This is a genomic window from Pseudoroseicyclus tamaricis, assembly GCF_012070395.1.
Taxonomy (GTDB): domain Bacteria; phylum Pseudomonadota; class Alphaproteobacteria; order Rhodobacterales; family Rhodobacteraceae; genus Pseudoroseicyclus_A; species Pseudoroseicyclus_A tamaricis.
Window position 1 is genome coordinate 356651 of sequence record NZ_JAAFYS010000003.1, and the last position, 21224, is coordinate 377874.

The 21224-nt window shown below is 71.5% G+C and carries 26 protein-coding genes; 11 read left to right on the plus strand and 15 right to left on the minus strand.

What is annotated here, in order from left to right; genetic code table 11:
- Positions 1-80 precede the first annotated feature (80 nt).
- From GY170_RS13480 to purE, 4 genes are all read right to left on the minus strand, one after another.
- Positions 81-692 carry a (d)CMP kinase gene (locus GY170_RS13480; RefSeq protein ID WP_163894498.1) on the minus strand — a complete coding sequence of 204 codons (612 nt, stop codon included), beginning with the start codon at positions 690-692 and terminating at the stop codon, positions 81-83.
- A 319-nt stretch (positions 693-1011) separates the two neighbouring features.
- Complete coding sequence (gene aroA, locus GY170_RS13485) at positions 1012-2364, minus strand: 3-phosphoshikimate 1-carboxyvinyltransferase (protein WP_163894500.1); 1353 nt, start codon at positions 2362-2364, stop codon at positions 1012-1014.
- Positions 2365-2451: 87 nt separating this feature from the next.
- Complete coding sequence (locus GY170_RS13490) at positions 2452-3537, minus strand: 5-(carboxyamino)imidazole ribonucleotide synthase (protein WP_163894502.1); 1086 nt, start codon at positions 3535-3537, stop codon at positions 2452-2454.
- Entirely contained in the window at positions 3530-4006 is a 477-nt protein-coding gene (gene purE, locus GY170_RS13495; protein ID WP_163894504.1) for a 5-(carboxyamino)imidazole ribonucleotide mutase, read from the minus strand. Before purE ends, GY170_RS13490 begins: the two co-directional genes overlap by 8 nt.
- 116 nt (positions 4007-4122) lie before the next feature.
- Here purE and pgeF point away from each other — a divergent pair, with 116 nt between their 5' ends.
- From pgeF to GY170_RS13510, 3 genes are all read left to right on the plus strand, one after another.
- Positions 4123-4890 carry a peptidoglycan editing factor PgeF gene (gene pgeF, locus GY170_RS13500; protein ID WP_163894505.1) on the plus strand — a complete coding sequence of 256 codons (768 nt, stop codon included), beginning with the start codon at positions 4123-4125 and terminating at the stop codon, positions 4888-4890.
- 113 nt (positions 4891-5003) lie between these two features.
- On the plus strand, positions 5004-5186 hold the full coding sequence (locus tag GY170_RS13505) for a hypothetical protein (RefSeq protein ID WP_163894507.1): 183 nt from the start codon (positions 5004-5006) through the stop codon (positions 5184-5186).
- A gap of 320 nt (positions 5187-5506) precedes the next feature.
- Positions 5507-6190 (plus strand): Hint domain-containing protein, encoded by a 684-nt coding sequence (locus tag GY170_RS13510; protein WP_163894509.1) that lies wholly within the window; start codon positions 5507-5509, stop codon positions 6188-6190.
- 514 nt (positions 6191-6704) lie between these two features.
- Here the strand turns inward: GY170_RS13510 and GY170_RS13515 are convergent.
- Entirely contained in the window at positions 6705-7199 is a 495-nt protein-coding gene (locus tag GY170_RS13515) for an Lrp/AsnC family transcriptional regulator (protein ID WP_163894511.1), read from the minus strand.
- Between the two features lie 198 nt (positions 7200-7397).
- Between GY170_RS13515 and trxB the strand changes: the two genes are divergently transcribed.
- The 3 genes from trxB to GY170_RS13530 all read left to right on the plus strand — a co-directional run bounded on the left by trxB (position 7398) and on the right by GY170_RS13530 (position 10662).
- Complete coding sequence (trxB, locus tag GY170_RS13520) at positions 7398-8390, plus strand: thioredoxin-disulfide reductase (RefSeq protein WP_163894513.1); 993 nt, start codon at positions 7398-7400, stop codon at positions 8388-8390.
- A complete protein-coding gene (locus tag GY170_RS13525) occupies positions 8387-8818 on the plus strand; it encodes an RES family NAD+ phosphorylase (RefSeq protein WP_163894515.1) in 432 nt (143 codons plus the stop codon). The genes trxB and GY170_RS13525 overlap by 4 nt, the downstream gene beginning before the upstream one ends.
- 125 nt (positions 8819-8943) lie before the next feature.
- Positions 8944-10662 (plus strand): bifunctional sulfate adenylyltransferase/adenylylsulfate kinase, encoded by a 1719-nt coding sequence (locus GY170_RS13530; protein ID WP_163894517.1) that lies wholly within the window; start codon positions 8944-8946, stop codon positions 10660-10662.
- Positions 10663-10783: 121 nt separating this feature from the next.
- On the opposite strand, the gene GY170_RS13535 is transcribed toward GY170_RS13530, so the two are convergent.
- From GY170_RS13535 to GY170_RS13550, 4 genes are read right to left on the minus strand one after another with little or no spacing between them, the layout of a single operon-like run.
- On the minus strand, positions 10784-11086 hold the full coding sequence (locus GY170_RS13535; protein ID WP_163894519.1) for a DUF1648 domain-containing protein: 303 nt from the start codon (positions 11084-11086) through the stop codon (positions 10784-10786).
- Positions 11087-11100: 14 nt separating this feature from the next.
- Positions 11101-11592: a cytochrome b gene (locus GY170_RS13540; RefSeq protein WP_163894521.1), complete on the minus strand. Its 492-nt coding sequence runs from the start codon at positions 11590-11592 to the stop codon at positions 11101-11103.
- A gap of 18 nt (positions 11593-11610) precedes the next feature.
- Positions 11611-11835: a DUF1150 family protein gene (locus tag GY170_RS13545; protein WP_163894523.1), complete on the minus strand. Its 225-nt coding sequence runs from the start codon at positions 11833-11835 to the stop codon at positions 11611-11613.
- The gene (locus GY170_RS13550; protein ID WP_163894525.1) at positions 11832-12269 is read right to left on the minus strand and encodes an Hsp20 family protein; all 438 of its coding nucleotides are present in this window, start codon (positions 12267-12269) and stop codon (positions 11832-11834) included. The genes GY170_RS13545 and GY170_RS13550 overlap by 4 nt, the downstream gene beginning before the upstream one ends.
- Positions 12270-12435: 166 nt before the next feature.
- On the opposite strand from GY170_RS13550, the gene GY170_RS13555 reads away from it, so the two are divergent.
- Complete coding sequence (locus tag GY170_RS13555; RefSeq protein WP_163894527.1) at positions 12436-12657, plus strand: YdcH family protein; 222 nt, start codon at positions 12436-12438, stop codon at positions 12655-12657.
- 81 nt (positions 12658-12738) lie between these two features.
- Here the strand turns inward: GY170_RS13555 and GY170_RS13560 are convergent, their stop codons facing one another.
- Together GY170_RS13560 and lgt are read right to left on the minus strand one after the other, a co-directional pair.
- Positions 12739-13788, minus strand: a complete 1050-nt coding sequence (locus GY170_RS13560) for a class I SAM-dependent methyltransferase (RefSeq protein ID WP_163894529.1) — start codon at positions 13786-13788, stop codon at positions 12739-12741.
- Positions 13785-14672: a prolipoprotein diacylglyceryl transferase gene (lgt, locus tag GY170_RS13565; RefSeq protein WP_163894531.1), complete on the minus strand. Its 888-nt coding sequence runs from the start codon at positions 14670-14672 to the stop codon at positions 13785-13787. The genes GY170_RS13560 and lgt overlap by 4 nt, the downstream gene beginning before the upstream one ends.
- A 99-nt stretch (positions 14673-14771) precedes the next feature.
- Here lgt and GY170_RS13570 point away from each other — a divergent pair, with 99 nt between their 5' ends.
- Positions 14772-15023, plus strand: a complete 252-nt coding sequence (locus GY170_RS13570) for an accessory factor UbiK family protein (RefSeq protein ID WP_163894533.1) — start codon at positions 14772-14774, stop codon at positions 15021-15023.
- A gap of 15 nt (positions 15024-15038) precedes the next feature.
- Here GY170_RS13570 and GY170_RS13575 read toward each other — a convergent pair whose 3' ends face one another.
- On the minus strand, positions 15039-15896 hold the full coding sequence (locus tag GY170_RS13575) for a LysR substrate-binding domain-containing protein (RefSeq protein WP_163894535.1): 858 nt from the start codon (positions 15894-15896) through the stop codon (positions 15039-15041).
- 113 nt (positions 15897-16009) lie between these two features.
- On the opposite strand from GY170_RS13575, the gene GY170_RS13580 reads away from it, so the two are divergent.
- From GY170_RS13580 to trmB, 3 genes are all read left to right on the plus strand, one after another.
- Positions 16010-16849, plus strand: a complete 840-nt coding sequence (locus GY170_RS13580; RefSeq protein WP_163894537.1) for an EamA family transporter — start codon at positions 16010-16012, stop codon at positions 16847-16849.
- Positions 16850-17034: 185 nt separating this feature from the next.
- Positions 17035-17538, plus strand: coding sequence for a type III secretion system chaperone family protein (locus tag GY170_RS13585; RefSeq protein ID WP_163894538.1), 504 nt, complete (start codon positions 17035-17037; stop codon positions 17536-17538).
- 57 nt (positions 17539-17595) lie between these two features.
- A complete protein-coding gene (trmB, locus tag GY170_RS13590; protein WP_163894540.1) occupies positions 17596-18354 on the plus strand; it encodes a tRNA (guanine(46)-N(7))-methyltransferase TrmB in 759 nt (252 codons plus the stop codon).
- Positions 18355-18358: 4 nt separating this feature from the next.
- Here trmB and GY170_RS13595 read toward each other — a convergent pair whose 3' ends face one another.
- Genes GY170_RS13595 through GY170_RS13605 form a run of 3 tightly spaced genes read right to left on the minus strand, consistent with a single transcriptional unit; the run spans position 18359 to position 21197 of the window.
- The gene (locus tag GY170_RS13595) at positions 18359-19360 is read right to left on the minus strand and encodes a YcjF family protein (RefSeq protein WP_163894542.1); all 1002 of its coding nucleotides are present in this window, start codon (positions 19358-19360) and stop codon (positions 18359-18361) included.
- Positions 19357-19791, minus strand: a complete 435-nt coding sequence (locus GY170_RS13600) for a GNAT family N-acetyltransferase (RefSeq protein ID WP_163894543.1) — start codon at positions 19789-19791, stop codon at positions 19357-19359. Before GY170_RS13600 ends, GY170_RS13595 begins: the two co-directional genes overlap by 4 nt.
- Positions 19788-21197: a YcjX family GTP-binding protein gene (locus tag GY170_RS13605; RefSeq protein WP_163894545.1), complete on the minus strand. Its 1410-nt coding sequence runs from the start codon at positions 21195-21197 to the stop codon at positions 19788-19790. The genes GY170_RS13600 and GY170_RS13605 overlap by 4 nt, the downstream gene beginning before the upstream one ends.
- Positions 21198-21224 lie beyond the last annotated feature (27 nt).

The following is a 21224-nucleotide window of genomic DNA, read 5'->3' on the forward strand; positions in this document are numbered from 1 at the left end:
GACCGGGGGGCTGTCTGCCCCCCGGACCCCCCGAGAGGTATTTGGAAAAGGGCGAGAGCAGCAGGGGCGGAGGGGCCCGGTCAGCGGGGGAGGCGGGCCTCGACATGGGCGGCGGCGGCGGCGAGGGCCTCGTCGATGCTCATCGCGGAGGTGTCGAGCTGGAGGGCATCCTCGGCCGCGATCATCGGAGAGGTGGCACGCTCGGCGTCGCGGCGGTCACGCTCGTGGACATCGGCGAGGACGGCGTCCAGCGTCGTGTCGGCGCCGGAGCCCGTGAGCTCCTTCCAGCGCCGCTCGGCGCGGACCTCGGGGCTGGCGGTGACGAAGAGCTTCACCTCCGCCTCGGGGCAGATGACCGTGCCGATGTCGCGGCCGTCGATGACGGCGCCGCCTTCGGAGCGGGCGAAGGCGCGCTGGAAGTGGACGAGGGCCGAGCGGACCTCGGGGATGGCGGCGACGCGGCTGGCCTCGGAGGAGATGGCGGCGGTGCGCAGGCCGGCTTCGGAGAGGTCGGAGGGGTCGAGGCCGCGGGCGGCATCCTCGGCGCTCATGCCGTCCAGCGCCTTGCGGGCAACGGCGCGGTAGAGCAGGCCGGAGTCCAGATGGGCGAAGCCGTAGCGCCCGGCGATGGCGCGGGCGATGGTGCCCTTGCCGGCGGCAGCCGGCCCGTCGATGGCCACGGTGAAGATCATGGCCCCCGTGCTGCACGGCCCCGGCTCCGCCGTCAAGAGCGCCGGGAAACTGCCTGCACCCGGCGTGCACTGGCCGTGCACCGGGCGTGCACCGCTGAGGGGCCGGGCGGAGCACTCCGCCAGAGGCGTCAAACGAGCCGAAACGAGGGATCTGGAGCGATCCCGTCCGGGGCCCGCCCCCTCTCGCCCTTTTTCAAATACTCCCTTTTCCCCGCCTGCCTCCCGCGACATCGCCAGCCTCCCTCACCCGACCGGGCGAGGCCGGCCCCGGCGCGCCGGGGTGGGTGGGCGGGAGGCGGGCCGGGGCCGGCCGGGGGCCTCAGGAATTGGCGCGGGTGATGGCGGCGCCGAGGCCGGACATGAGCGGCTCGAAGATCGGGAAGGAGGTGGCGATGGGGCCGCCGTCGTCGACGCGCATCGGCTTGTCGGTCGCGAGCCCCATGACGAGGAAGGCCATGGCGATGCGGTGGTCGAGCCGGCTCTCCACCGTCGCGCCGCCGGCCACGCTGCCCATACCGCGGCCATGGACGATCCACCAGTCCTCGCCCTCCTCCACCTCGACGCCGGCGGCGCGCAGGCCGACCGCCATCGCGTCGATGCGGTCGCTCTCCTTCACGCGCAGCTCCCTGACGCCGCGCATCACCGTCGGCCCCTCCGCGAAGGCGGCGACGACGGAGAGGACGGGGTACTCGTCGATCATCGAGGCGGCGCGCTCGGGGGGCACCTCGATGCCCTTCATGTTCGCAGAGAAGCGGGCGCGCAGGTCGGCGACGGGCTCGCCGCCCTCCTCGCGCTCGTTCTCGAAGGTGAGGTCGGCGCCCATCTCGCGGAGCGTCGTGTAGAGGCCGGCGCGCGTCGGGTTGAGGCCGATGCCGGGCACCAGCACGTCCGAGCCTTCCGCCAGCAGGCCGGCGCAGACGGGGAAGGCGGCGGAGGACGGGTCACGGGGGACGGCGATGCTCTGCGGCCGCAGCTCCGGCTGGCCCTGCAGGGTGATGACGCGGCCCTCGGCGCTGTCCTCCGCGAAGAGCGTGGCGCCGAAGCCGCGCAGCATCCGCTCGGTGTGGTCGCGCGTCGCCTCGGGCTCGATCACGATTGTCTCGCCGGGGGCATTGAGGCCCGCCAGAAGGACGGCGGATTTCACCTGCGCCGAGGCGACGGGGAGCGTGTAGCGCACCGGCGCCGGGGAGCGGGCGCCGACCAGCGTCAGCGGCAGGCGGCCGCCGGCGCGGCCATGCGCCTCGGCCCCGAAGAGCGCCAGCGGGTCGGTGATGCGGCCCATGGGGCGCGAGCGGAGGGAGGCGTCGCCGGTGAAGGTCGCCGAGATCGGCGTCGTCGCCATGGCGCCCATCACCAGCCGCACGCCGGTGCCGGAATTGCCGTGGTCGATCACGTCCTGGGGCTCGGCGAAGCCGCCGGTGCCGACACCATGGACGCTCCACGCCCCTGCCCCGTGGCGCACCACCTCGGCCCCGAAGGCCCCCATGGCGGCGGCGGTGTCGAGCACGTCCTGCCCTTCCAGCAGGCCGGTCACCTGCGTCTCCCCCACCGCCAGGGCGCCGAGGATCAGCGCGCGGTGGGAGATGGACTTGTCGCCCGGCACCTCCGCCACGCCCGTCAGCGCCGGGCCCTTGCGGGAGACCATCGGGATCGGATCGCCGTGTGCGGACATGGGGATGCTCCTCTTTGCCGGCCGGGTTCTAGACCGCGTCCGGGGCGGGGTAAATGACGGCCGGGCGCGAGCGCGGCCCCGGGGCGCTCAGGTGCCGGGGTGGCGGATCAGGCGGTTGACGTGGCCCATCTTGCGGCCCGGGCGCGTCTGGGCCTTGCCGTAGAGATGCAGGTCCGCCCCTTCGGAGAGAAGACGGGGGACGCGCTCCATGTCGTCGCCGATGAGGTTCTCCATCTCGACGTCGGAGTGGCGCGTCCCGTCGCCGAGCGGCCAGCCGGCTACGGCGCGGATGTGCTGCTCGAACTGGTCCACGAGGCAGCCGGCTTGCGTCCAGTGCCCGGAATTGTGGACGCGAGGCGCGATCTCGTTGACGACGAGGCCGGCGGGCGTGACGAAGAGCTCCACCCCGAGGACGCCGACGTAATCGAGCGCGTTGAGGATGCGGCCGGCCAGCAGCACGGCATCGGCGGCGAGGCCGGGGCGGATGTCGGCCGGCACGCGGGTGCGGCGGAGGATGCCGTCCTCGTGGCGGTTCTCGCCGGGGTCGAAGGCGGCGACGGCGCCGTCCGCCCCACGCGCGGCGATGACGCTGATCTCGCAGGAGAACTCGACGAACCCTTCGAGGATCGCCGGCGCGCCGCCCATCGCCTCCAGCGCCGAGGCGGCGTCTTCGGCGCCGGAGAGGCGCGCCTGCCCCTTGCCGTCGTAGCCGAGGCGGCGGCTCTTGAGGATCGCCGGGGTGCCGATCCGCTCCAGCGCCGCCTGAAGGCTGGCGGCGTCATCGACCGGGGCGAAGGGCGCGGTGGAGAGGCCGAGGGAGGCGAGGAACTCCTTCTCCACCAGCCGGTCCTGGCTGACGGCGAGGGCGCGGCGGGGCGGGTGGAGGGGGGCGACGGCCTCGATCGCGTCGAGCGCGGCCTCTGGGATGTTCTCGAACTCGTAGGTCACAACGTCGACCGAGGCGGCGAAGCGGGCCAGAGCCTCGGCATCCGCCCAGTCGGCCACCGTCAGCGGCGCGACCTGCCCCGCGGGGGCGCCGGGGGCGGGGTCGAGGATCGCCGGGGAGAGGCCGATCTTGCCGGCCGCCATGGCCAGCATCCGGCCGAGCTGGCCGCCGCCGAGGATGCCGATGCGGGCGCCGGGGGGGAGCGGCGTGGCGAGAGGTTCACTCATCGGAGGGCTCGTCGGGGATGGAGGCGGAGAGGGCCTCGCGCCACGCCTCCAGCCGCGCCGCCAGCGCGTCGTCCGAGAGGGCGAGGATCGCGGCGGCCATGAGCCCGGCATTGAGCGCGCCGCCGATGGCCATGGTCGCCACCGGGTAGCCCCGGGGCATCTGCACGATGGAATAGAGGGAATCGACGCCGCCCAGCGCCTTCGTCTGCACCGGCACGCCGATCACCGGCAGCCGGGTCTTGGAGGCCATCATGCCCGGCAGGTGCGCCGCCCCGCCGGCGCCGGCGATGATGACCTTCAGCCCCCGCCCCGCGGCGCCCTTGCCGTAGTCCCACAGCCGGTCCGGCGTGCGATGGGCGGAGACGATCTTCGTCTCCACCGCCACGCCGAGCTCGCCCAGAACCTCGGCCGCGGCCTTCATTGTCGGCCAGTCCGACTGGCTGCCCATGATGATGCCGACCTCGGCCATATCGCGCCCCCTGCCTTCGGAGGCGGCACTATACGCGCCCGCGCCTGCCCCGCAATGGGCGGGGGCGCGCCGCGTCCACCTTGACCACGGCCGCGGGGGCGGGCAGGCATGGGGGCATGTCCAGCCTCGACATCATCACCTCGGACGCGCTGCCGGTGCGGCACGGCTTCTTCGGCCGGGCCGGGGGGGCATCGTCGGGCATCTATGCCGGGCTGAACTGCGGCCGCGGCTCGGCCGACATGGCGGAGGCGGTGACGCTCAACCGGGCCCGCGCCGCCGGGGCGCTGGGGCTGGAGCCGGAGGCGCTGGCGGGCGTGACGCAGGTGCATTCGCCCCGGGTGGTGACGCTGGAGGCGCCGCCGGAGGTGCCGGTGGAGGCCGATGCGATGGTCACGGCGACGCCGGGGCTGGGGCTCGCCATCCTCACCGCCGATTGCCAGCCGGTGCTCCTTTCCGAGCCGGAGGCGGGCGTCATCGGCGCCGCCCATGCCGGCTGGCGCGGGGCGCTGGCGGGCGTGCTGGAGAACACGGTGGAGGCGATGGTGGCGCTCGGCGCCGAGCGGGGGCGCATCCGCGCCGTCGTCGGGCCGACGATCTCGCAGCGCGCCTACGAGGTCGGCCCGGAGCTGATGGAGGATGTGCGCGCCGATGACGAGGAGGCGATGCGCTTCTTCGCCGGGGGCGAGGGCGACCGCTATCTCTTCGACCTGCCGGGCTACGGGCTCTGGCGGCTGCGGCGGGCCGGCGTCGGGCAGGCGGAGTGGACGGGGCACTGCACCTATGCCGACACCTATGCCGACAAGGCGCGCTTCTATTCCTACCGGCGCGCGACGCACGAGGGCGAGGCCGATTACGGCCGGCTGATCTCCGCCATCCGGCTCTGAGGCGGGCCGCCGCCCCCGCCATCTCCATCATGCTGCCGGCCCGGGGCCGTAATCGCGCCCCTTTGATGGCGGAGCCTTGGGCGACTGCTCAAAGCCCGAGGAGGAGAGCTGCCATGAAGACACCCCCCCGCTGGATCGTCGCCCGCCTGCGCGACGCCGAGGCCTGCCGCCACCGCATGCCCTGGGAGCGCGGCCTGCGCCGGGCGGCGATGATCGCCCGCCGCAAGACGTCGCCGGCCGCCGCTCCCGTGCCCGTTCCGGCCGCCAGCGGTGCCCGCCGCCGCACCGGCAGCTAGGACGAATCGCGCCGGCCGGTCCGGACGGCGCTGTCCACGCGGGGCGGACAATCTTCCCGCCATCTGCCCGCTTGGCGCGGGAGATGAGAACAAATTTCAGAAATCTTTGACAGCCCGGCTCCTGTCTGTTTCCCTCCTGCCACGCAGCATCCGATCCTCAGCTGTTGTCGGTGGGGGCCGACAGGTGAGCCTTGAAAAGAGGCGCAACCATGACGATCCCCCTGCCTGCCACGGGCCCCGTGGCAGATCACACGAGCCTTCCGGCCGCGACCGACCGTCTATCACGCGTCGACGGGCGACCTCAGCGCACACAGCCTCTCTTGCGCAAGATTGAGGTCGCCTGCCTCGACGACCGGGGCGACATCCTCGACTTCACCCGCCTCGTGCCCGCCCATCCCGTCTTCGACGAGGCCTTCAGCGCCGTCGCGCGCGGCGCCCTGCTGCAGACGGATCGCGGAACCGTGGCCATCGAGGACGTGCTGCCGGGCGACAAGGTGCGCGTCGCGGGCGGCGACTTCGAGACGCTGCTCTGGAAGGGCTCCACCCTCATTCACGCGCAGTCGAAGGGCCAGTCGCGGGCCATGCGCCGGCTGATCCGCATCCCCGCCGACACGCTGGGCATCGCGCGCCCCATGTCCGACCTCGTGCTGGGGCCGGCGGCCCGCATCCTGCTCTCCGCCCCCGGCGTGCGGCGGCTGACGGGGGCCGACCGGGCCCTGATGCCGGCGCGCGACTTCCTCGACGATCTGGGCTTCATCGAGCTGACGCCACAGGTCCCGGTGCCGGTCTACCACCTCGCCTTCGAGGGGCATGAGCGCTTCGCGGTGAACGGGCTGGAGGTGGAGAGCTACCATCCCGGCCCGGCCAAGACCCTCGGTCTGCCGGGAGAGCTGGAGGAGATGTTTCTCTCCTGCTTCCCCCACCGCCGCAGCCTCGCCGACTTCGGCCCCACCTCCATGCCGCGCTTGCGACGGGCGGACCTGGAGATGGTGAACGTCGCCTGAGGGGCGGCCTTCAGCCAGAGCTGTCGGGGGCGGGCACGGTCCGATGCCCCGCGCCGCCGCGACTTCCCCCGCGCTGACTTAAGGCCGCAGGCGCCGCGCGAGGGCGGCCCGTCCCGGCGTGCGAGGGCGGTGCCTTTGGCGAGTGGTGTGGGAGGGAGCCTCACTCCAACAGAAGCCGGGAAGGTGGGTTGGAAACCCACTCTACGGGGGCTCGCCCGGGGCGAGGGCTCCGGAGACCCGGGCGCCGCTCTTCCCCCCGCGCGGAATCAAGCCGCCGGCGCCGCGCGAGCGCCGGCCCGTCCCGGCGGGCTGGCGCTCTGGCTTTCGTACGCGCTGAGCGGACCGCGGAGAGGGGCGTGGCTGGAATAAAGCGCACCGCGGCCAGGGCGGAGCGCCACCCCACGGGCCGGCGTGCGAGCGCGGCGCCTGTGGCGGGGGGCGTGGGACGGAGGTCTGGCGCTGTCGGAACCGGGGCGACGGGGCAAGGCAAGCCAGCGCAACCCCGACTCGCCCCTTACTCCGCCAGCCGCGCCTCCAGCACCTCGAAGGGCACGCCGGGCTCGTCCTTGGCGTCGCGGATGACGAGCGAGGTCTTCACCGAGGCGACGTTCGGCGCGGCCGTCAGCTCCTCCGTCAGGAAGCGCTGGAAGGTGCGCAGGTCGGGCGAGGTGCACTTCAGGAGGAAGTCGATCTCGCCGTTGAGCATGTGGCACTCGCGGACCAGCGGCCAGGCGCGGCAGCGGTTCTCGAAGGCGCTGAGGTCCACCTCCGCCTGGCTGACGAGGCCGACGCTGGCGAACACCGTGACCTCGAAGCCCAGCTGACGCGGATCGACATCGGCATGGTAGCCGCGGATCAGCCCCTGCTCCTCCAGCGCGCGCACGCGGCGCAGGCAGGGCGGCGCGGAGATGCCGACGCGGCTGGCGAGCTCGACGTTGGTCATCCGCCCGTCGGCCTGCAATTCGGCGAGGATCTTCCGGTCAATCGCGTCCAGTCTGGTCCCCGGCATCCAAGCCTCCGCTCACTCGCACATACATATCCTACGCCCCGGCCGGGGTTTGCGCAATAATATGTCTTTTATGCGCAATATCCGGTCTGACGCGGGCGGTGCTGATGGCGCGGCGGTGCGTGCGGGTCAAGGGGTTTCCCCGCCGCGCCGGCGACCCTATATCCTTGCCTCGATCCTCTCCCTGCCAAGGAGCCCGCCATGGCCGACGCCACGCATACCCGCCTTCTGATCATCGGCTCCGGCCCCGCCGGCTACACGGCGGCCGTCTATGCCGCCCGCGCCATGCTGGAGCCCCTGCTGATCCAGGGGCTGGAGCCCGGCGGCCAGCTGACGACGACGACCGATGTCGAGAACTGGCCCGGAGACCTCGAGCTCACCGGCCCCGGCCTGATGGAGCGGATGGAGGCCCACGCCAAGCAGATGGGCACCGAGATCGTCTCCGACATCGTGACCGAGCTCGACCTCAAGCGCCGCCCCTTCACCGCCAAGTGCGACAGCGGCGCGGTGGTGACGGCCGATGCCGTGATCCTCGCCACCGGCGCCCGGGCCAAGTGGCTGGGCCTGCCGAGCGAGGAGAAGTTCAAGGGCTTCGGCGTCTCCGCCTGCGCGACCTGCGACGGGTTCTTCTACCGCGGGCAGGAGATCGTCGTGGTCGGCGGTGGCAACACGGCCGTGGAAGAGGCGCTCTTCCTCACCAATTTCGCCAGCAAGGTGACGCTGGTGCACCGACGTGACAGTTTCCGCGCCGAGCGCATCCTGCAGGATCGGGTCTTCAAGCACCCGAAGATCGAGGTGCTCTGGCACCACGAGCTCGACGAGGTGAAGGGCGAGGACAACCCGCTGGGCGTCGAGGGCGTGACTGTGCGCCATGTCGAGACGGGCGAGGTCACCGAGATCGCGGCCAAGGGCGTCTTCATCGCCATCGGGCACGCGCCGGCCTCCGAGCTGGTGAAGGACCAGCTGGTGACGCATCACGGCGGCTACGTGAAGGTCGAGCCGGGCTCGACGCGCACCTCCATCCCCGGCGTCTTCGCGGCGGGGGACCTGACGGACCACATCTACCGGCAGGCGGTGACGTCGGCGGGTATGGGCTGCATGGCGGCGCTAGACGCCGAGAAGTTCCTCGCCGAGACCGAGGCCGATATCGACACCGCCCAGATCCCGGCGGACCCGGTGGCTGCGGCGGAGTGATCCGCCTCGACGCGCCGGCCTGGCGCATCCTCTGGGCCGCGCACCCGAACCCTCTGGCGCCGGTCCGCGCGCCGGAGGGGCGGTTCCACCACACCGGGCAGCCGGCGCTCTACCTCTCCCTCAGCGAGGCAGGCGCCGCCTCCGCCCTCGCCCGCTATCTCGGCCCGGACGATCCGCCCCGCCTGATCCAGAAGCTGCACCTGCGGACGGACGGCATCGCCGACCTGCGCAATGACGAGATTGCCCGCGCCGCGTGGCACGAAATGGACCGCCCTGCCCCGACCTGGGCGCTCTCCGACGCGGCCCGGAGCGCCGGCGCCCGCGGCCTCCTCTACCGCTCGCGCACGCGGCCGGAACTGGAACACGTGGTGCTGTTCGATTGGGCGGGCGCGCTCGAGGTGACGGGTTCTGCGGCGCCCTGGCCGTAAATTGTCGCCGCCGAGCCATTCCGCAGGCGCAATGCTGCAATTCCGGGCGGCCTCACTTGCACGGAAACCGAGCCTCAACTAGGCACCGCCTCGCAACAGCATTTCGCACGCAGGGCCGCACGCATATGACCACCGTATCAAATCTCGAACCCATTCCCGAACTCTACGTTTCCAACGACAGCGCCCAGAAACTGAAGGTTGCGGCCGGTGACCTGATCTCGTGGGACCTGACCCCCCGCCAGATCTGCGACCTCGAACTTCTGATGAACGGCGGATTTTACCCGCTGAAGGGCTTCCTCTCCGAAGGTGATTACGACAGCGTCGTCGAGACGATGCGCCTGAAAGACGGCTCGCTCTGGCCGATGCCGATCACGCTCGACGTCTCCGAGAAATTCGCGGAAGGCCTCGAGCCCGGGCAGGATATTGCCCTGCGCGACCAGGAAGGCGTCATCCTCGCCACAATGACCGTCACCGACAAGTGGGTGCCGAACAAGGCGAAGGAGGCCGAGATGGTCTTCGGCGCCGATGACAGCGCCCACCCGGCGGTGAACTACCTGCACAACCACGCCGGCAAGGTCTACCTTGGCGGCCCCGTCACCGGCATCCAGCCGCCCGTGCATTACGATTTCCGCGCCCGCCGCGATACGCCCAACGAGCTGCGCGCCTATTTCCGCAAGCTCGGCTGGCGCAAGGTCGTCGCCTTCCAGACGCGCAACCCGCTGCACCGCGCCCATCAGGAACTGACGTTCCGCGCCGCACGCGAAAGCCAGGCGAACCTGCTCATCCACCCCGTCGTCGGCCTGACGAAGCCGGGGGATGTCGATCACTTCACGCGCGTGCGCTGCTACGAGGCGGTGCTCGACAAGTACCCGCAGTCGACCACCACCATGTCGCTGCTCAACCTCGCCATGCGCATGGCCGGCCCGCGCGAGGCCGTCTGGCACGGCCTGATCCGCGCCAACCACGGCTGCACGCACTTCATCGTCGGCCGCGACCATGCCGGCCCGGGCAAGAACAGCCAGGGCGAGGATTTCTACGGCCCCTACGACGCGCAGGACCTGTTCACGAAGTACAAGGACGAGATCGGCATCGAGATGGTGCCCTTCAAGCACATGGTCTACGTGCAGGAACGCGCCCAGTACGAGCCGAACGACGAGATCGCCGACAAGGATGACGTGACCATCCTCAACATCTCCGGCACCGAGCTGCGCCGCCGCCTCGCCGAGGGCCTCGAGATCCCCGACTGGTTCTCCTTCCCCGAAGTGGTCGCCGAGCTGCGCCGCACCCGGCCGCCGCGGAGCCAGCAGGGCTTCACGGTGTTCTTCACCGGCTTCTCCGGCTCGGGCAAATCCACCATCGCCAATGCGCTGATGGTCAAGCTGATGGAGATGGGCGGCCGCCCGGTGACGCTGCTCGACGGCGACATCGTCCGCAAGAACCTCTCCTCCGAGCTCGGCTTCTCCAAGGAGCACCGCGATCTCAACATCCGCCGCATCGGCTATGTGGCCAGCGAGATCACCAAGAACGGCGGCATCGCCATCTGCGCCCCGATCGCGCCCTACGCCACGACGCGCCGCGCCGTCCGCGAGGACATCGAGGCCTTCGGCGCCTTCATCGAGGTGCACGTCGCCACCCCGATCGAGGAATGCGAGCGCCGCGACCGCAAGGGCCTCTACAAGCTGGCCCGTGAAGGCAAGATCAAGGAGTTCACCGGCATCTCCGACCCCTACGACGTGCCGGAGAACCCCGAGCTGCGGATCGAGACGGAAGGCACCGACGTCGACAACTGCGCGCATCAGGTGATCCTGAAGCTGGAAAGCATGGGGCTGATCTCCGGGAGCTGAGGCTCACCGGACGGCCGGAAGATCGAAGGGCGGCACCGCGGGTGCCGCCCTTTTCTTGTCTGGCATGCGTCTTGGCTGGTCGGCTGCTTGTCTGGCAGAATTCTTGTCTGGCAGGCGCCCGTCAGGCCTGCCCGAGCTGCCGGCCGATCATCCACAGATGCAGCAGATGCGCCGCGAGGAAGGCAACGATCACGACCGCACCGCCCGGCAGAGCCCCGCCGGAGGCGACGTAAATCACCGCGATGGTGACGACGGCGAGCGCCGGCATGAAGCTCAGCGCGGCAAGGCGCGGCGCCGACCACGTGGGACGGCCGGAGACACCCCATTGCATCGGCAGCCGATCCGCCGGTGGAAGCCTCCGGTTCGCGATGAAGGACGCGGCGATCATCGCGAGAATGACGGCAGCGCAGACGGCGACGGTCATCGATCCTCCCTCGGTCAACGCGCGCGCGGGGCCGGCATCATGCGGCGGAGCAGGCCGTCGTGGCGGATGAACTGGTGGTAGAGCGCAGCGCCGATGTGAACGGCGACGGTGATCGCCAACATCCAGAACAGCGTCTCGTGCAGCTCCGCCGCGCTCTCGATGGCGCCGACCCAAGCGATCAGGCCGAGGATCGGGATCATCAGGAGCAGCGCGTAGAGCGCAAAGTGCGAGGCCTGCGCGACGAGCAGCATCCAGCCGGGCATCTTCGGCTCCGGCGGAGCGCCGTGGCGCATGCGCAGGCCGACGCGCACCAGTGTCAGGGCCAGAACGGCGACCCCGGCGATGCGGTGGACGAGTCCCTGGGCCGTGAAGGGGCCCGTCGCCGCCACTTGTTCGAACGCCGCCTCCACCGCGTCATGGCTGACCCATGATACGATGAGAACGGCGAGGGTGAGCCAGTGGAGCAGGATCTGCCCGCTGGAATACTTGTCACGCGACCTTGGCACGGCCCCTCGCCTGTTATCTCAGTGAATGGTCAGGGGAACCATATCGTGCTCGCGCGCCAAGGCGAAAGCGAGCTTTTGATCGATGACGAGCGCCAGCTGGCGGCCATCGGCGTTGTGCACGGCAAAGAGCGTCTCGCGCCCCTCGGCCTGGGCCTGCACCTCTTCAGGCAGGTCGGCGACAGCGACGGGCTTCACATAGACGACGTTCTTGCCCATGCGCGACATATCGACAGGCGTGTTCATTGCGCGCTCCCCTTGGTGTGTCCGCCCTTGCGGATCTGAATGGTCTGCACGACGCTCTCCGGCGGCTTGCGGGTGAGGTCGATATGCAGCAGGCCGTTCTCCATCACAGCCTCGCCGATCTCCACCCCGTCCGCCAGCACGAAACTGCGCTGGAACTGGCGGGCGGCGATCCCACGGTGCAGGTAGACCCGCCCGTCCGAGTCTTCGCTCTGCCGGCCACGCACCACGAGGCTGTTCTCCTCCAGCGTGATGGCGAGGTCATTTTCCGAGAAACCGGCGACGGCGAGCGTGATCCGGTAGGAATGCGGTGAGGTCTGTTCAATATTGTAGGGGGGATATCCGTCCCCCGCGCTCTTGGCGGTGCGCTCCATCAGCCTTTCGAGCTCTTCGAAGCCCAGAAGGTAGGGATGCGCCCCAAGCGAGATCTTGGTCATGTGCGTCCTCGTAAGCGACTGGCGGCGTCGGGCCCCGAAGCGGCAACCCGGCCTTGCCCGCTGCAATATGGGCGCCGTTCCCCGGCCCCGCAAGGGTTGGCCGGGCTGGGAAAGGAGCCGCGGCGGGGATAAGGTGCGGGGCGGGACATGGCAGATGCGGGGCGCGATGAGCGGGTCTGAGAGGCTGGAGGAAGCGGAGGTTCTGAAGATCGAGCTCACGGTGCTGCGCCAGGAGCACCGCGATCTCGACTCGGCCATCGCGGCGCTGGAAGAGCGCGGGCCGCGGGGCGACGTGCTCACGATCAAGCGGCTGAAGAAGCAGAAGCTGGCGCTGAAGGACCGGATCTCGCGGATCGAGGATCGGCTGACGCCGGACATCATCGCCTGAGGCGGGATTGCGGGGAGGCGGGCGTGCGTGGGGTCGCTGCCCCCACACCCCCGGGATATTTCGAGAAAAGCGAGAAGGACGTCAGGGCTCGGCGAGGCCGGGCGGCGGGGCGCTGCCGTTTCGGTAGAGGCCGAGGACCTTGAAGAGGGTGCCCATCTCGTCCGGATGGCACAGGCGCCGGTGGGCGGCGGCAATGGCCTCCGCATCGCCTTTCACGGCGAGGGCACGGGCGCGCTCGGTGATGCCCAGGCGTTCGAGGAACGCCCCCTGCCCCTCCAGAGCCGTGGCGAGCGCCGGGGCGGCGGCGCGGGCGAGGGGCTGGAAGTCGACATGCGCCGTCAGGTCGGCGCGGCCGGGCTCCGCCAGCGGGTCCGCGAAGGCGCCCTGCTCCAGCGCCTGCAGCGTGTCGCCGCGGGAGAGCCAGCCGCCGTAATCGACGATCAGCGCCGCGCCGCCATGGGCGGCGATGCGGCGCCCCACCTCGGAGGCGATGGCGGGGGCCATGGGGCAGATCTCCACGAGGTCGCTCTCGGCCGTGTCATTGAGCCGGCCCGCCAGCGCGGCGACGGGGGCCGGCTCCGTCAGGCCGAAGGAGAGCGCGCCCTCCTTGAGCCCCACCACCCGCTCCGCCCAGCCGCGGCCGACGCGGATGAACTGGCGGATGGGCAGGGCATCGAAGAACTCGTTGGCGAGGAGGTAGAGCGGCCCCTCCGGCAGATCCTCCACGCGCTCGTGGTGGGTGGCGGCGGGCAGGCGCCGGGCCTGCTCGGCGCGCAGGACGGGCGAGGCCTCCACCAGGTGCAGCTCGGCCGCCTGCGCGAAGCCGGGCACGCCGCGGGTGGCGCGCAGGACATCCTCCATCAGCACGCCGCGGCCGGGCCCGAGCTCGGCGAGCACGAAGCGCTCCGGCCGGCCCTCGGCCATCCAGGCGGCGGCGAGGCAGAGGCCCAGCATCTCGCCGAACATCTGGCTGATCTCCGGCGCCGTGGTGAAGTCGCGGCTGCCGATGCCGGGGCGGGTGGAGTAGTAGCCGTGCTCGGGGTGGAACAGGCACTCGCCCATGTACTCGGCCACGCTCATCGGGCCGGCGGCGCGGATGCGGGCGGCGAGGATCTCCGCCAGCTCCGTCACGCGGGCGCGGCCCTGCGGCGAGAGTAGGAGAGCAGCCAGAGGCCGAAGAGGATCATCGGCAGCGACAGGAGCTGCCCCATCGTCAGGCCCCAGCCGTTCACCTGCAGGGCCAGCCCGAGCGGGTTGCCGGGCGAGACGAACTGCGCATCGGGCTGGCGCACGAACTCCAGCAGGAAGCGCGAGGCCCCGTAGCCGATCAGCAGGACGGAGAAGATCTTCCAGCGCTGCTTCAGCCAGCCCCAGCGGAAGCCGCCGAGGAGGAGGATCGCCCCGAGGAGCAGCCCCTCTAGCCCCGCCTCGTAGAGCTGGCTGGGGTGGCGGGCGCAGAGGGTGAGCATGTCGCCGCAATCTTGCGCGGCGGCGCCGGGGAAGATGACGCCCCAGGGCAGATCCGTCGGCCGCCCCCAGAGCTCGTTGTTGATGAAGTTGGCGCAGCGCACCAGCAGGATGGAGATCGGCGCCACCATCGCCACCATGTCCCCGACCGGCCCGAGGTGCACCTTGTGCCGGCGCGAGAACCAGACGAGCGCCACGACGACGCCGAGAAAGCCGCCATGGAAGGACATGCCGCCATCCCAGATGCGGATGATCTCCAGCGGATGGGCGAGGTAGTAGGCCGGCTGGTAGAAGAGCACGTAGCCAAGTCGCCCGCCGCCGATGACGCCGAGGACGATGGCGGTCAGCAGGCTCTCGGTCGCCTCCGGCTCCATCGGGGGATCGCCGGCCCAGAGCCGGGGGCGGCGCAGCGCGGCGACGCAGACCCGCCAGCCGATGACCATGCCGACGATATAGGCCAGCGCGTACCAGCGCAGGGCAAAGGTGAAGCCGCCCAGCTCGAGCGAGAAGATCTCCGGCGAGATGTCGGGGAAGGGGATGCCGTTCATGCGCCTTCCTTCCTCCGCGCGCGGGCGCAAGTCAATCGGGCGCCCTTGCGGCAGGCCCGGCCGGGGCCATATGGAAGGGAACAGACCCAGGAGGCCCAGATGCAGACCCGCAACAAGATCTTCGACGACCTCTCCGAGCTGATGTCCAACGCCATGGGCGTGGCGCAGGGCGCCCGCGGCGAGGCGGAGAATGCCATGCGCGGCATGATCGACCGCTTTCTGGCCGATCGCGACCTCGTCACCCGCGAGGAGTTCGACGCCGTCCGCGCCATGGCCCAGAAGGCCCGCGAGGAGAACGAGGCGCTGAAGGCCCGCGTCTCGGCGCTCGAGGCCAAGCACGCCGGCGAGTAAGCCAGCGGCAGGCCGTCAGCTCTCCGCCAGCCAGGCGGTGAAGATGGCCGCCGCGCGCCCCGATCCGGGCCGGCGCAGGACGACATAGCGCCGCCCCGTGCCAGCAAAGCCGAAGGGCGCCGCCAGCCGGCCCGCGGCGAGGTCGTCTCGCACCAGCACCTCCGGGGCGATGGCGACGCCGAGCCCGGCGACCGCCCCTTCCAGCATGAAATAGAAGTGCTCGAACTCCCGGCCGCCCCCCGTGCCGGGATCGGGCCAGCCCTTGGCGCGGCACCATTCCTCCCACGCCGTGGGGCGGGTCTTGGTGTGCAGGCGCGGCAGGGCGAGAAGGCTCTCCGGCGTCTCCACCCCCGCCAGCAGCTCCGGGCGGGCGACGGGCCCCGAGCAGTCAGGGAAGAGCTCTGTCACCTCCGCGCCCGGCCATGGCCCCCGGCCGACGCGGATGGCGAGGTCGAAGGGCTGGCGGGCGAAGTCCACCGGGCCGTCCGCCGCCGTGAGGCGGATCTCGATGGCCGGGTGCGCGGCCTGGAAGCCGACGAGGCGGGGGATGAGCCAGCGCATCGCCAGCGTCGAGGTGCAGGAGACGTCCAGCGCCTGCCGCTCCTGCCGGAGGGTGCGGGCCACGCCCGCCTCGATCAGGTCGAACCCCTCCTGCAGCGACGGGTGCAGCGCCCGCGCCGCCTCTGACGGCACCAGCCGGTTGCGCGGGCCGTCGAAAAGCCGGACGCCCAGCACCTCCTCCAGCCCCCGCACCTGCCGCGAGACGGCGCTGTGCGTCACGCCCAGCTCCGCCGCCGCCAGCCCCATCTGGCCGTGGCGCATCACCGCCTCGAAGGCGCGGAGAGCATTGAGCGGCAGGGCGCCTCGCTTCATGTGCGATTTCCTCACAGACGCCCAGAGATATCCTCGTTTTTCATCGGCCCGGCAATGGGCGAGGAGAGGTCATGGCACATGACCCCTCCCCTGCCCGCGAGGAGCGCTGAGCGATGCCCCTCCACGTCTTCGCCGCCGTGCTCGCCGCCGCGCTCCTCCATGCCGGGTGGAACGCCGTCATCAAGAAGGCGACGGGGCGGCAGGCCTCCATGCTGCTGCTGGCACTGGTGCAGGGGGCGATCGCGCTGCCGCTCCTGCCCTTCGTGCCGACGCCGGCGCCCGAAGCCTGGGGCTGGGTGCTGGCCGGAGGGGCGCTGCATGCCGGCTACAAGCTGATGCTGACGCAGGCCTATACCCACGCCGATCTCAGCCTCGCCTACCCGCTGGCGCGGGGGACGGCGCCGCTGATCGTCATGGCCGTCTCCGCGCTCTGGATGGGCGCGAGCTTCGGCCCCACGGCGCTGGCCGCCATCGTCGCCATCTCTGCCGGGGTGCTGCTGATGGCGGTGAAGGGCGGCAGCGGGGCGCGGGTCAGCAGGACGGCGCTCGGCTACGCGCTGGCCACGGCCGCCTTCACCGCCAGCTACACGCTGGCGGACGGGGTGGGGGCGCGGGTGGCCGGCACCGCCTCCGGCTTCGTGCTCTGGATGGTGCTGGTGGACACCGGGCTGATGGCCGCCGCAGCGGCGCTCACCACCGGGCGCGCCGCCTTCCGCGGGCTCGGCGCGGCGTGGCGGACGGGGCTGCCGGCGGGGGCGATGTCGCTCGGCGCCTACTGGATCGCCGTCTGGGCCTTCACGCAGGCGCCGCTGGCGCTCGTCGCGGCGCTGCGGGAATCGTCGATCCTCTTCGCGGCGCTGATCGCGGCGGTCGTGCTGCGCGAACCCGTGGAGCGCTGGCGCTGGGTCGCGGCCGGGCTGATCGCGGCGGGGGTTCTGCTGACGCGGCTGTGACGCTGCCGCATTTGGCGGCGGGGCGGCGGGCGCATCGAGTTGTCCCCAAGAATCTCCTTTACAGACGTGTCACGCTCTCCCACCATATCTCGTAGCGGAAGTGCAATCATTCACCTTCCGTAGAGCAGGCACATAGCGCTTGAGGCGGCTCGACGCGTCGGCGCTACAAAACATATGAGGCCGCCATGACGCTTTCCGAGCGATATTTCGAGGCAGACGAGATCGATCCGATCGATGTCGTCGAGCATCTGGCCGAACGCCATGAATGGGAATTCGACCGCATTGCCGACGACCAGATCGCCATGGCCGTGGAGGGCCAGTGGCGCACCTACTCGATCACCCTCGCCTGGTCGGCCTACGACCAGACGCTGCGGCTCATCTGCACCTTCGAGATGGAGCCGCCCGAGGCCCGGATGCCGGCGCTCTACGAGCTGCTCAACAGCGTCAACGACATGTGCTGGGCCGGCAGCTTCGCATGGTGGGGCGAGCAGAACCTGATGGTCTGGCGCTACGGGCTGGTCATGGGCGGCGAGCAGACGGCCAGCGCCGAGCAGATCGACACGATGATCGGCGCCGCCGTGATGAGCTGCGAGCGCTTCTACCCCGCCTTCCAGCTGGTCAGCTGGACGGACCGGACGCCGAAGGACTCGCTGCAGGTCGCCATCGCGGAGGCCTACGGGCGCGCCTGACCGGCGCGCCTGCACGGCCATTGCCGGGCCGCGCCGCCCTTGCTAGAGGGCGGCGCCATGTCCGACACCCATGACGATGAGAGCAGGGCCCCCGGCGAACCCCACGGGCCCGACAGCGACGGCGCCGGCCCCGACGGGACGCCCTGGCGCAACTTCTATGGCCGCATCCACGGCAAGACGCTCCGCCCGGGCCAGAAGGAGGCGCTGGAGAGCGATCTCGGCCCCCTCACCCTGCCCGGTGTCTCCCGCGAGGAGAACCCGGAGCGGCGGCCGCTGGACCTCGGCGCCCTCTTCCCCGGCCGCCCCGTCTGGGTGGAGATCGGCTTCGGCGGCGGCGAGCACCTCGTCCACATGGCGGCGCGGAACCCGCAGGTGCAGATCCTCGGCGCCGAGCCCTTCGTGAACGGCATCGCCATGCTGCTCGGCAAGATCCGCGCGGCGGGCGTGGAGAACCTCGCCCTCCACCCCGGCGACGTGCGCGACCTCTTCGACGTGCTGCCGGAGGGGCGGATCGAGAAGGCCTTCCTCAACTACCCCGACCCCTGGCCGAAGCGGAGGCACCACCGCCGCCGCTTCGTCAATCAAGGATACCTGACGGCGCTGCACCGGGTGCTGGCGCCGGGCGCGGAGTTCCGGGTGGCCACCGACATCCCGTCTTACGTCGAGCAGACGCTGCGCGAGGTGCCGAAGGCCGGCTTCACCCGGGTGGAGCACCCGATCGGGGAGGCCTGGCCCGACTGGCTCTCCACCCGCTACGAGCAGAAGGCGCTCCGCGAGGGGCGAGACCCCCATTACATGACCTTCCGCCAGGCCTGAGCCCCTACTCCGCCGGCGGCGCAGGCTCCTTGCCGACGCCGAAGAGGCCGGTGAGGCCGCGGGTCACGAGGTTGGTGACGGAGGGTTTGCGCAAGGCAACGAAGGGCAGCGGGCGGCAGATCTCCATCGCGGCGACACCGACGCGGGCGGTGAGCGCGCCGTTGACGATCCCCTCCCCGAAGCGCCGGGAGACGCGGGTGAGGATCGAGCCGCCGGCGACGGAATGGATGAGATCATCCCCCACCGCCACGGCGCCGGTGGCGACGAGATGCGTCATCACCGCCCGCACCAGCCGCCACGCGCCGAGCGTGCCGGCGCGGCCGCCGTAGATCTCTCCGATGCGGCGGATCATGCGCATGTTGGCGGCGAGCGCCGTGACGACATCCGCCAGCGCCAGCGGCACCAGCGCCGTCGCCGTCGCCACGGTGCGGGCGGAGACCTCGATCTCCCGCCGGGCGGCGTTGTCCAGGGGCTCCAGCAGCGCCCGCTCGGCCATCGCCATCAGCGCCGGGCCGTCCATGATATCGTCCTCGCGCTCCTTCAGCCGATCCAGCCCCCAGGCGACGTCCGCCCGGCCCTGGTAGAGCCGCTCCAGCGATTTCACGACCGTCCGCGCCTCTGCCAGCGAGGCGGCGGAGGCGGCGGCGGCCTGCAGCTCCTCCAGCCGGCCGAGACGGGCGAAGGCGGCGAGCTCCTTGATGGCAAGGAGGACGAGGAAGAGCACCGTCCCCGTCACCAGCACCGTCGCGATGAGGCCGAGGAGCGGGTAGGCGAGGACGAGCCCCTCCACCCAGCGCCACGCGGCGACGGAGAGCGCGAAGACGAGCAGCGCCCCGAGGAAGGAGAGGAACAGCCGCCGCAGCGGCGAGGGCCGGCGCGCGGCCAGCGCCGCGGCGCGCTGCATGGCGGCCCCCTGCGGGAGCGACTCCGGCACGGGGGGTGCCGTCTCGGGGCGCGCGGCCTCCGCCTCCTCGTCGAGGTCGATATAGACGGGGCCGCGGCTCATGCGGGCGCCTCCCATGTGAAGCGGATGTCGGGCAGGCCCTCGGCATTGTCGCCCGGCGTGCGGCCGGCCTCCTCGAAGCCCTCGCGCCGGTAGAAGCGGCGGGCGCCCTCGTTGGCCTGGAAGGTCCAGAGGCTGAGCCGGGCGCGGCGGGCCTTGGCATCGGAGAGGAGCGCGCGGCCCCGCCCCTGCCCCCGCGCCGGCGCGGCGACGTAGAGGCTGCCGATCTCCTCGCCGGAGAGGGAGAGGAAGCCCAGCGGCGGCTCGCCGGTGACGCGCACCTCACTCTGTTCGATGAGCCCGGCGCAGAAGGCGCGGTCCTCCGCCTCGTTATGCAGGCGGGGCATCCATGGCGTTGCGCGGACCCAGCCGCCGAGGATCGCCGCCATCGCCGCGGCGTCGGCCGGGCGAGCATCGCGGATGGGCGCGCTCACAACTTGTCCCCGAAGAGGAACTCGGCCGCCGAATCGAGCCGGATGTGCGGCGGCCCCTCCCCCGGTTTCAGCGTCACCCGGGCGGGGAGGAAGCTGGCGGCGGCGTAGCCGTCATCGGCCCAGGCCGCCGCCCCCTCCCGCGCGGGGTGGAGGAGATGGCCGGGATCGGACGGCAGCGTGCCGGGGTGGAAGGCGGCCTGCCTGTCGCCGGCGACGCGCCCCTTCACCACGGAGAGCTCGGCGCCCTGGTGGCTCACCTTGTCCTCCACCGTCGTGCGGAGGGAGGCGATGGCCATGGCGGCGGTCGTCGCCCCGGCGAAATCGGCGCGGTCCTTCGCCTCGCGCAGCATGGCGGCGGCAATTTCGGAGAGGGCGCCGTGCTGGGTGTGGTGCAGGTGATCGGCCTTGGTGGCGGCGAAGAGGATCCGCTCCACCCGCCGCCCGCCGAAGGCCCGCGTCAGCCACGAGGCGCGGCCGGGGCGGAAGGCGGAGAGGATGTCGGCCATGGCGAGGCGAAGGTCGTCGAAGGCCTGCGGGCCGGAATGGAGCGCGCCGAGCACGTCGATCAGCACCACCTGCCGGTCGATCCGGGCGAAATGCTCGCGGAAGAACGGCTTGACCACGTTGCGCTTGTAGCTCTCGTAGCGCCGCTCGAACTCATGCGCGAGCGAGCCGCGCGGCGCCTGCCCCGGGGGCAGCGGCGCGAAGGTGAGGACGGGCGAGCCCTCCATGTCCCCCGGCAGCAGGAAGCGGCCGGGGCCGAGATCGGCGTATCCCTCCTTGCGGGCGGCGTGCAGGTAGGCGGTGAAGGCGCCGGCCAGCGCCTGCGCATCCGGCTCCTCCAGCTTGGCGCCCGGGTCGGCGGCATCGAGCTCGGCGAGCCACGGCGCCGCCACGGGCCGGCGGCGGGCGCGGGAGATGACCTCGGCGGACCAGTCGGCGAAGCTCTTCTCCATCAGGCCGAGGTCGAGCAGCCACTCGCCGGGGTAGTCGACGATATCGAGATGCACCGTCTGCGGCCCTGCCAGCCGGCTGAAGAAGCCGGCCGGCTCGATGCGGAAGGACAGGCGCAGCTGGCTGATGCGCCGCGTCCCCTCCGGCCAGGCGGGGTTCTCGCCCGTCAGCCGGGCGCGGTGCGCCTCGTAATCGAAGCGGGGCAGCGTGTCATCGGGCTGCGGCTGCAGCCAGACGGAGCGGATCTCGCTGGCGGCGGCGGCGCGCAGGCCGGGCATGCGCCCCCTGTCGAGCAGGTTGGCGACGAGGGAGGTGATGAAGACGGTCTTGCCCGCCTCGCTGAGGCCGGTGACGCCGAGCCGCACCACGGGGTCGGAGAAGGGCGCCGTCAGCCGGTCCGTCGCGCCTTCGACGCCGCGGAGCAGCCCCTCGGCCATGTTGGAGATGACCACGCGGCCCCCTTTTTTCACCTACCTTGG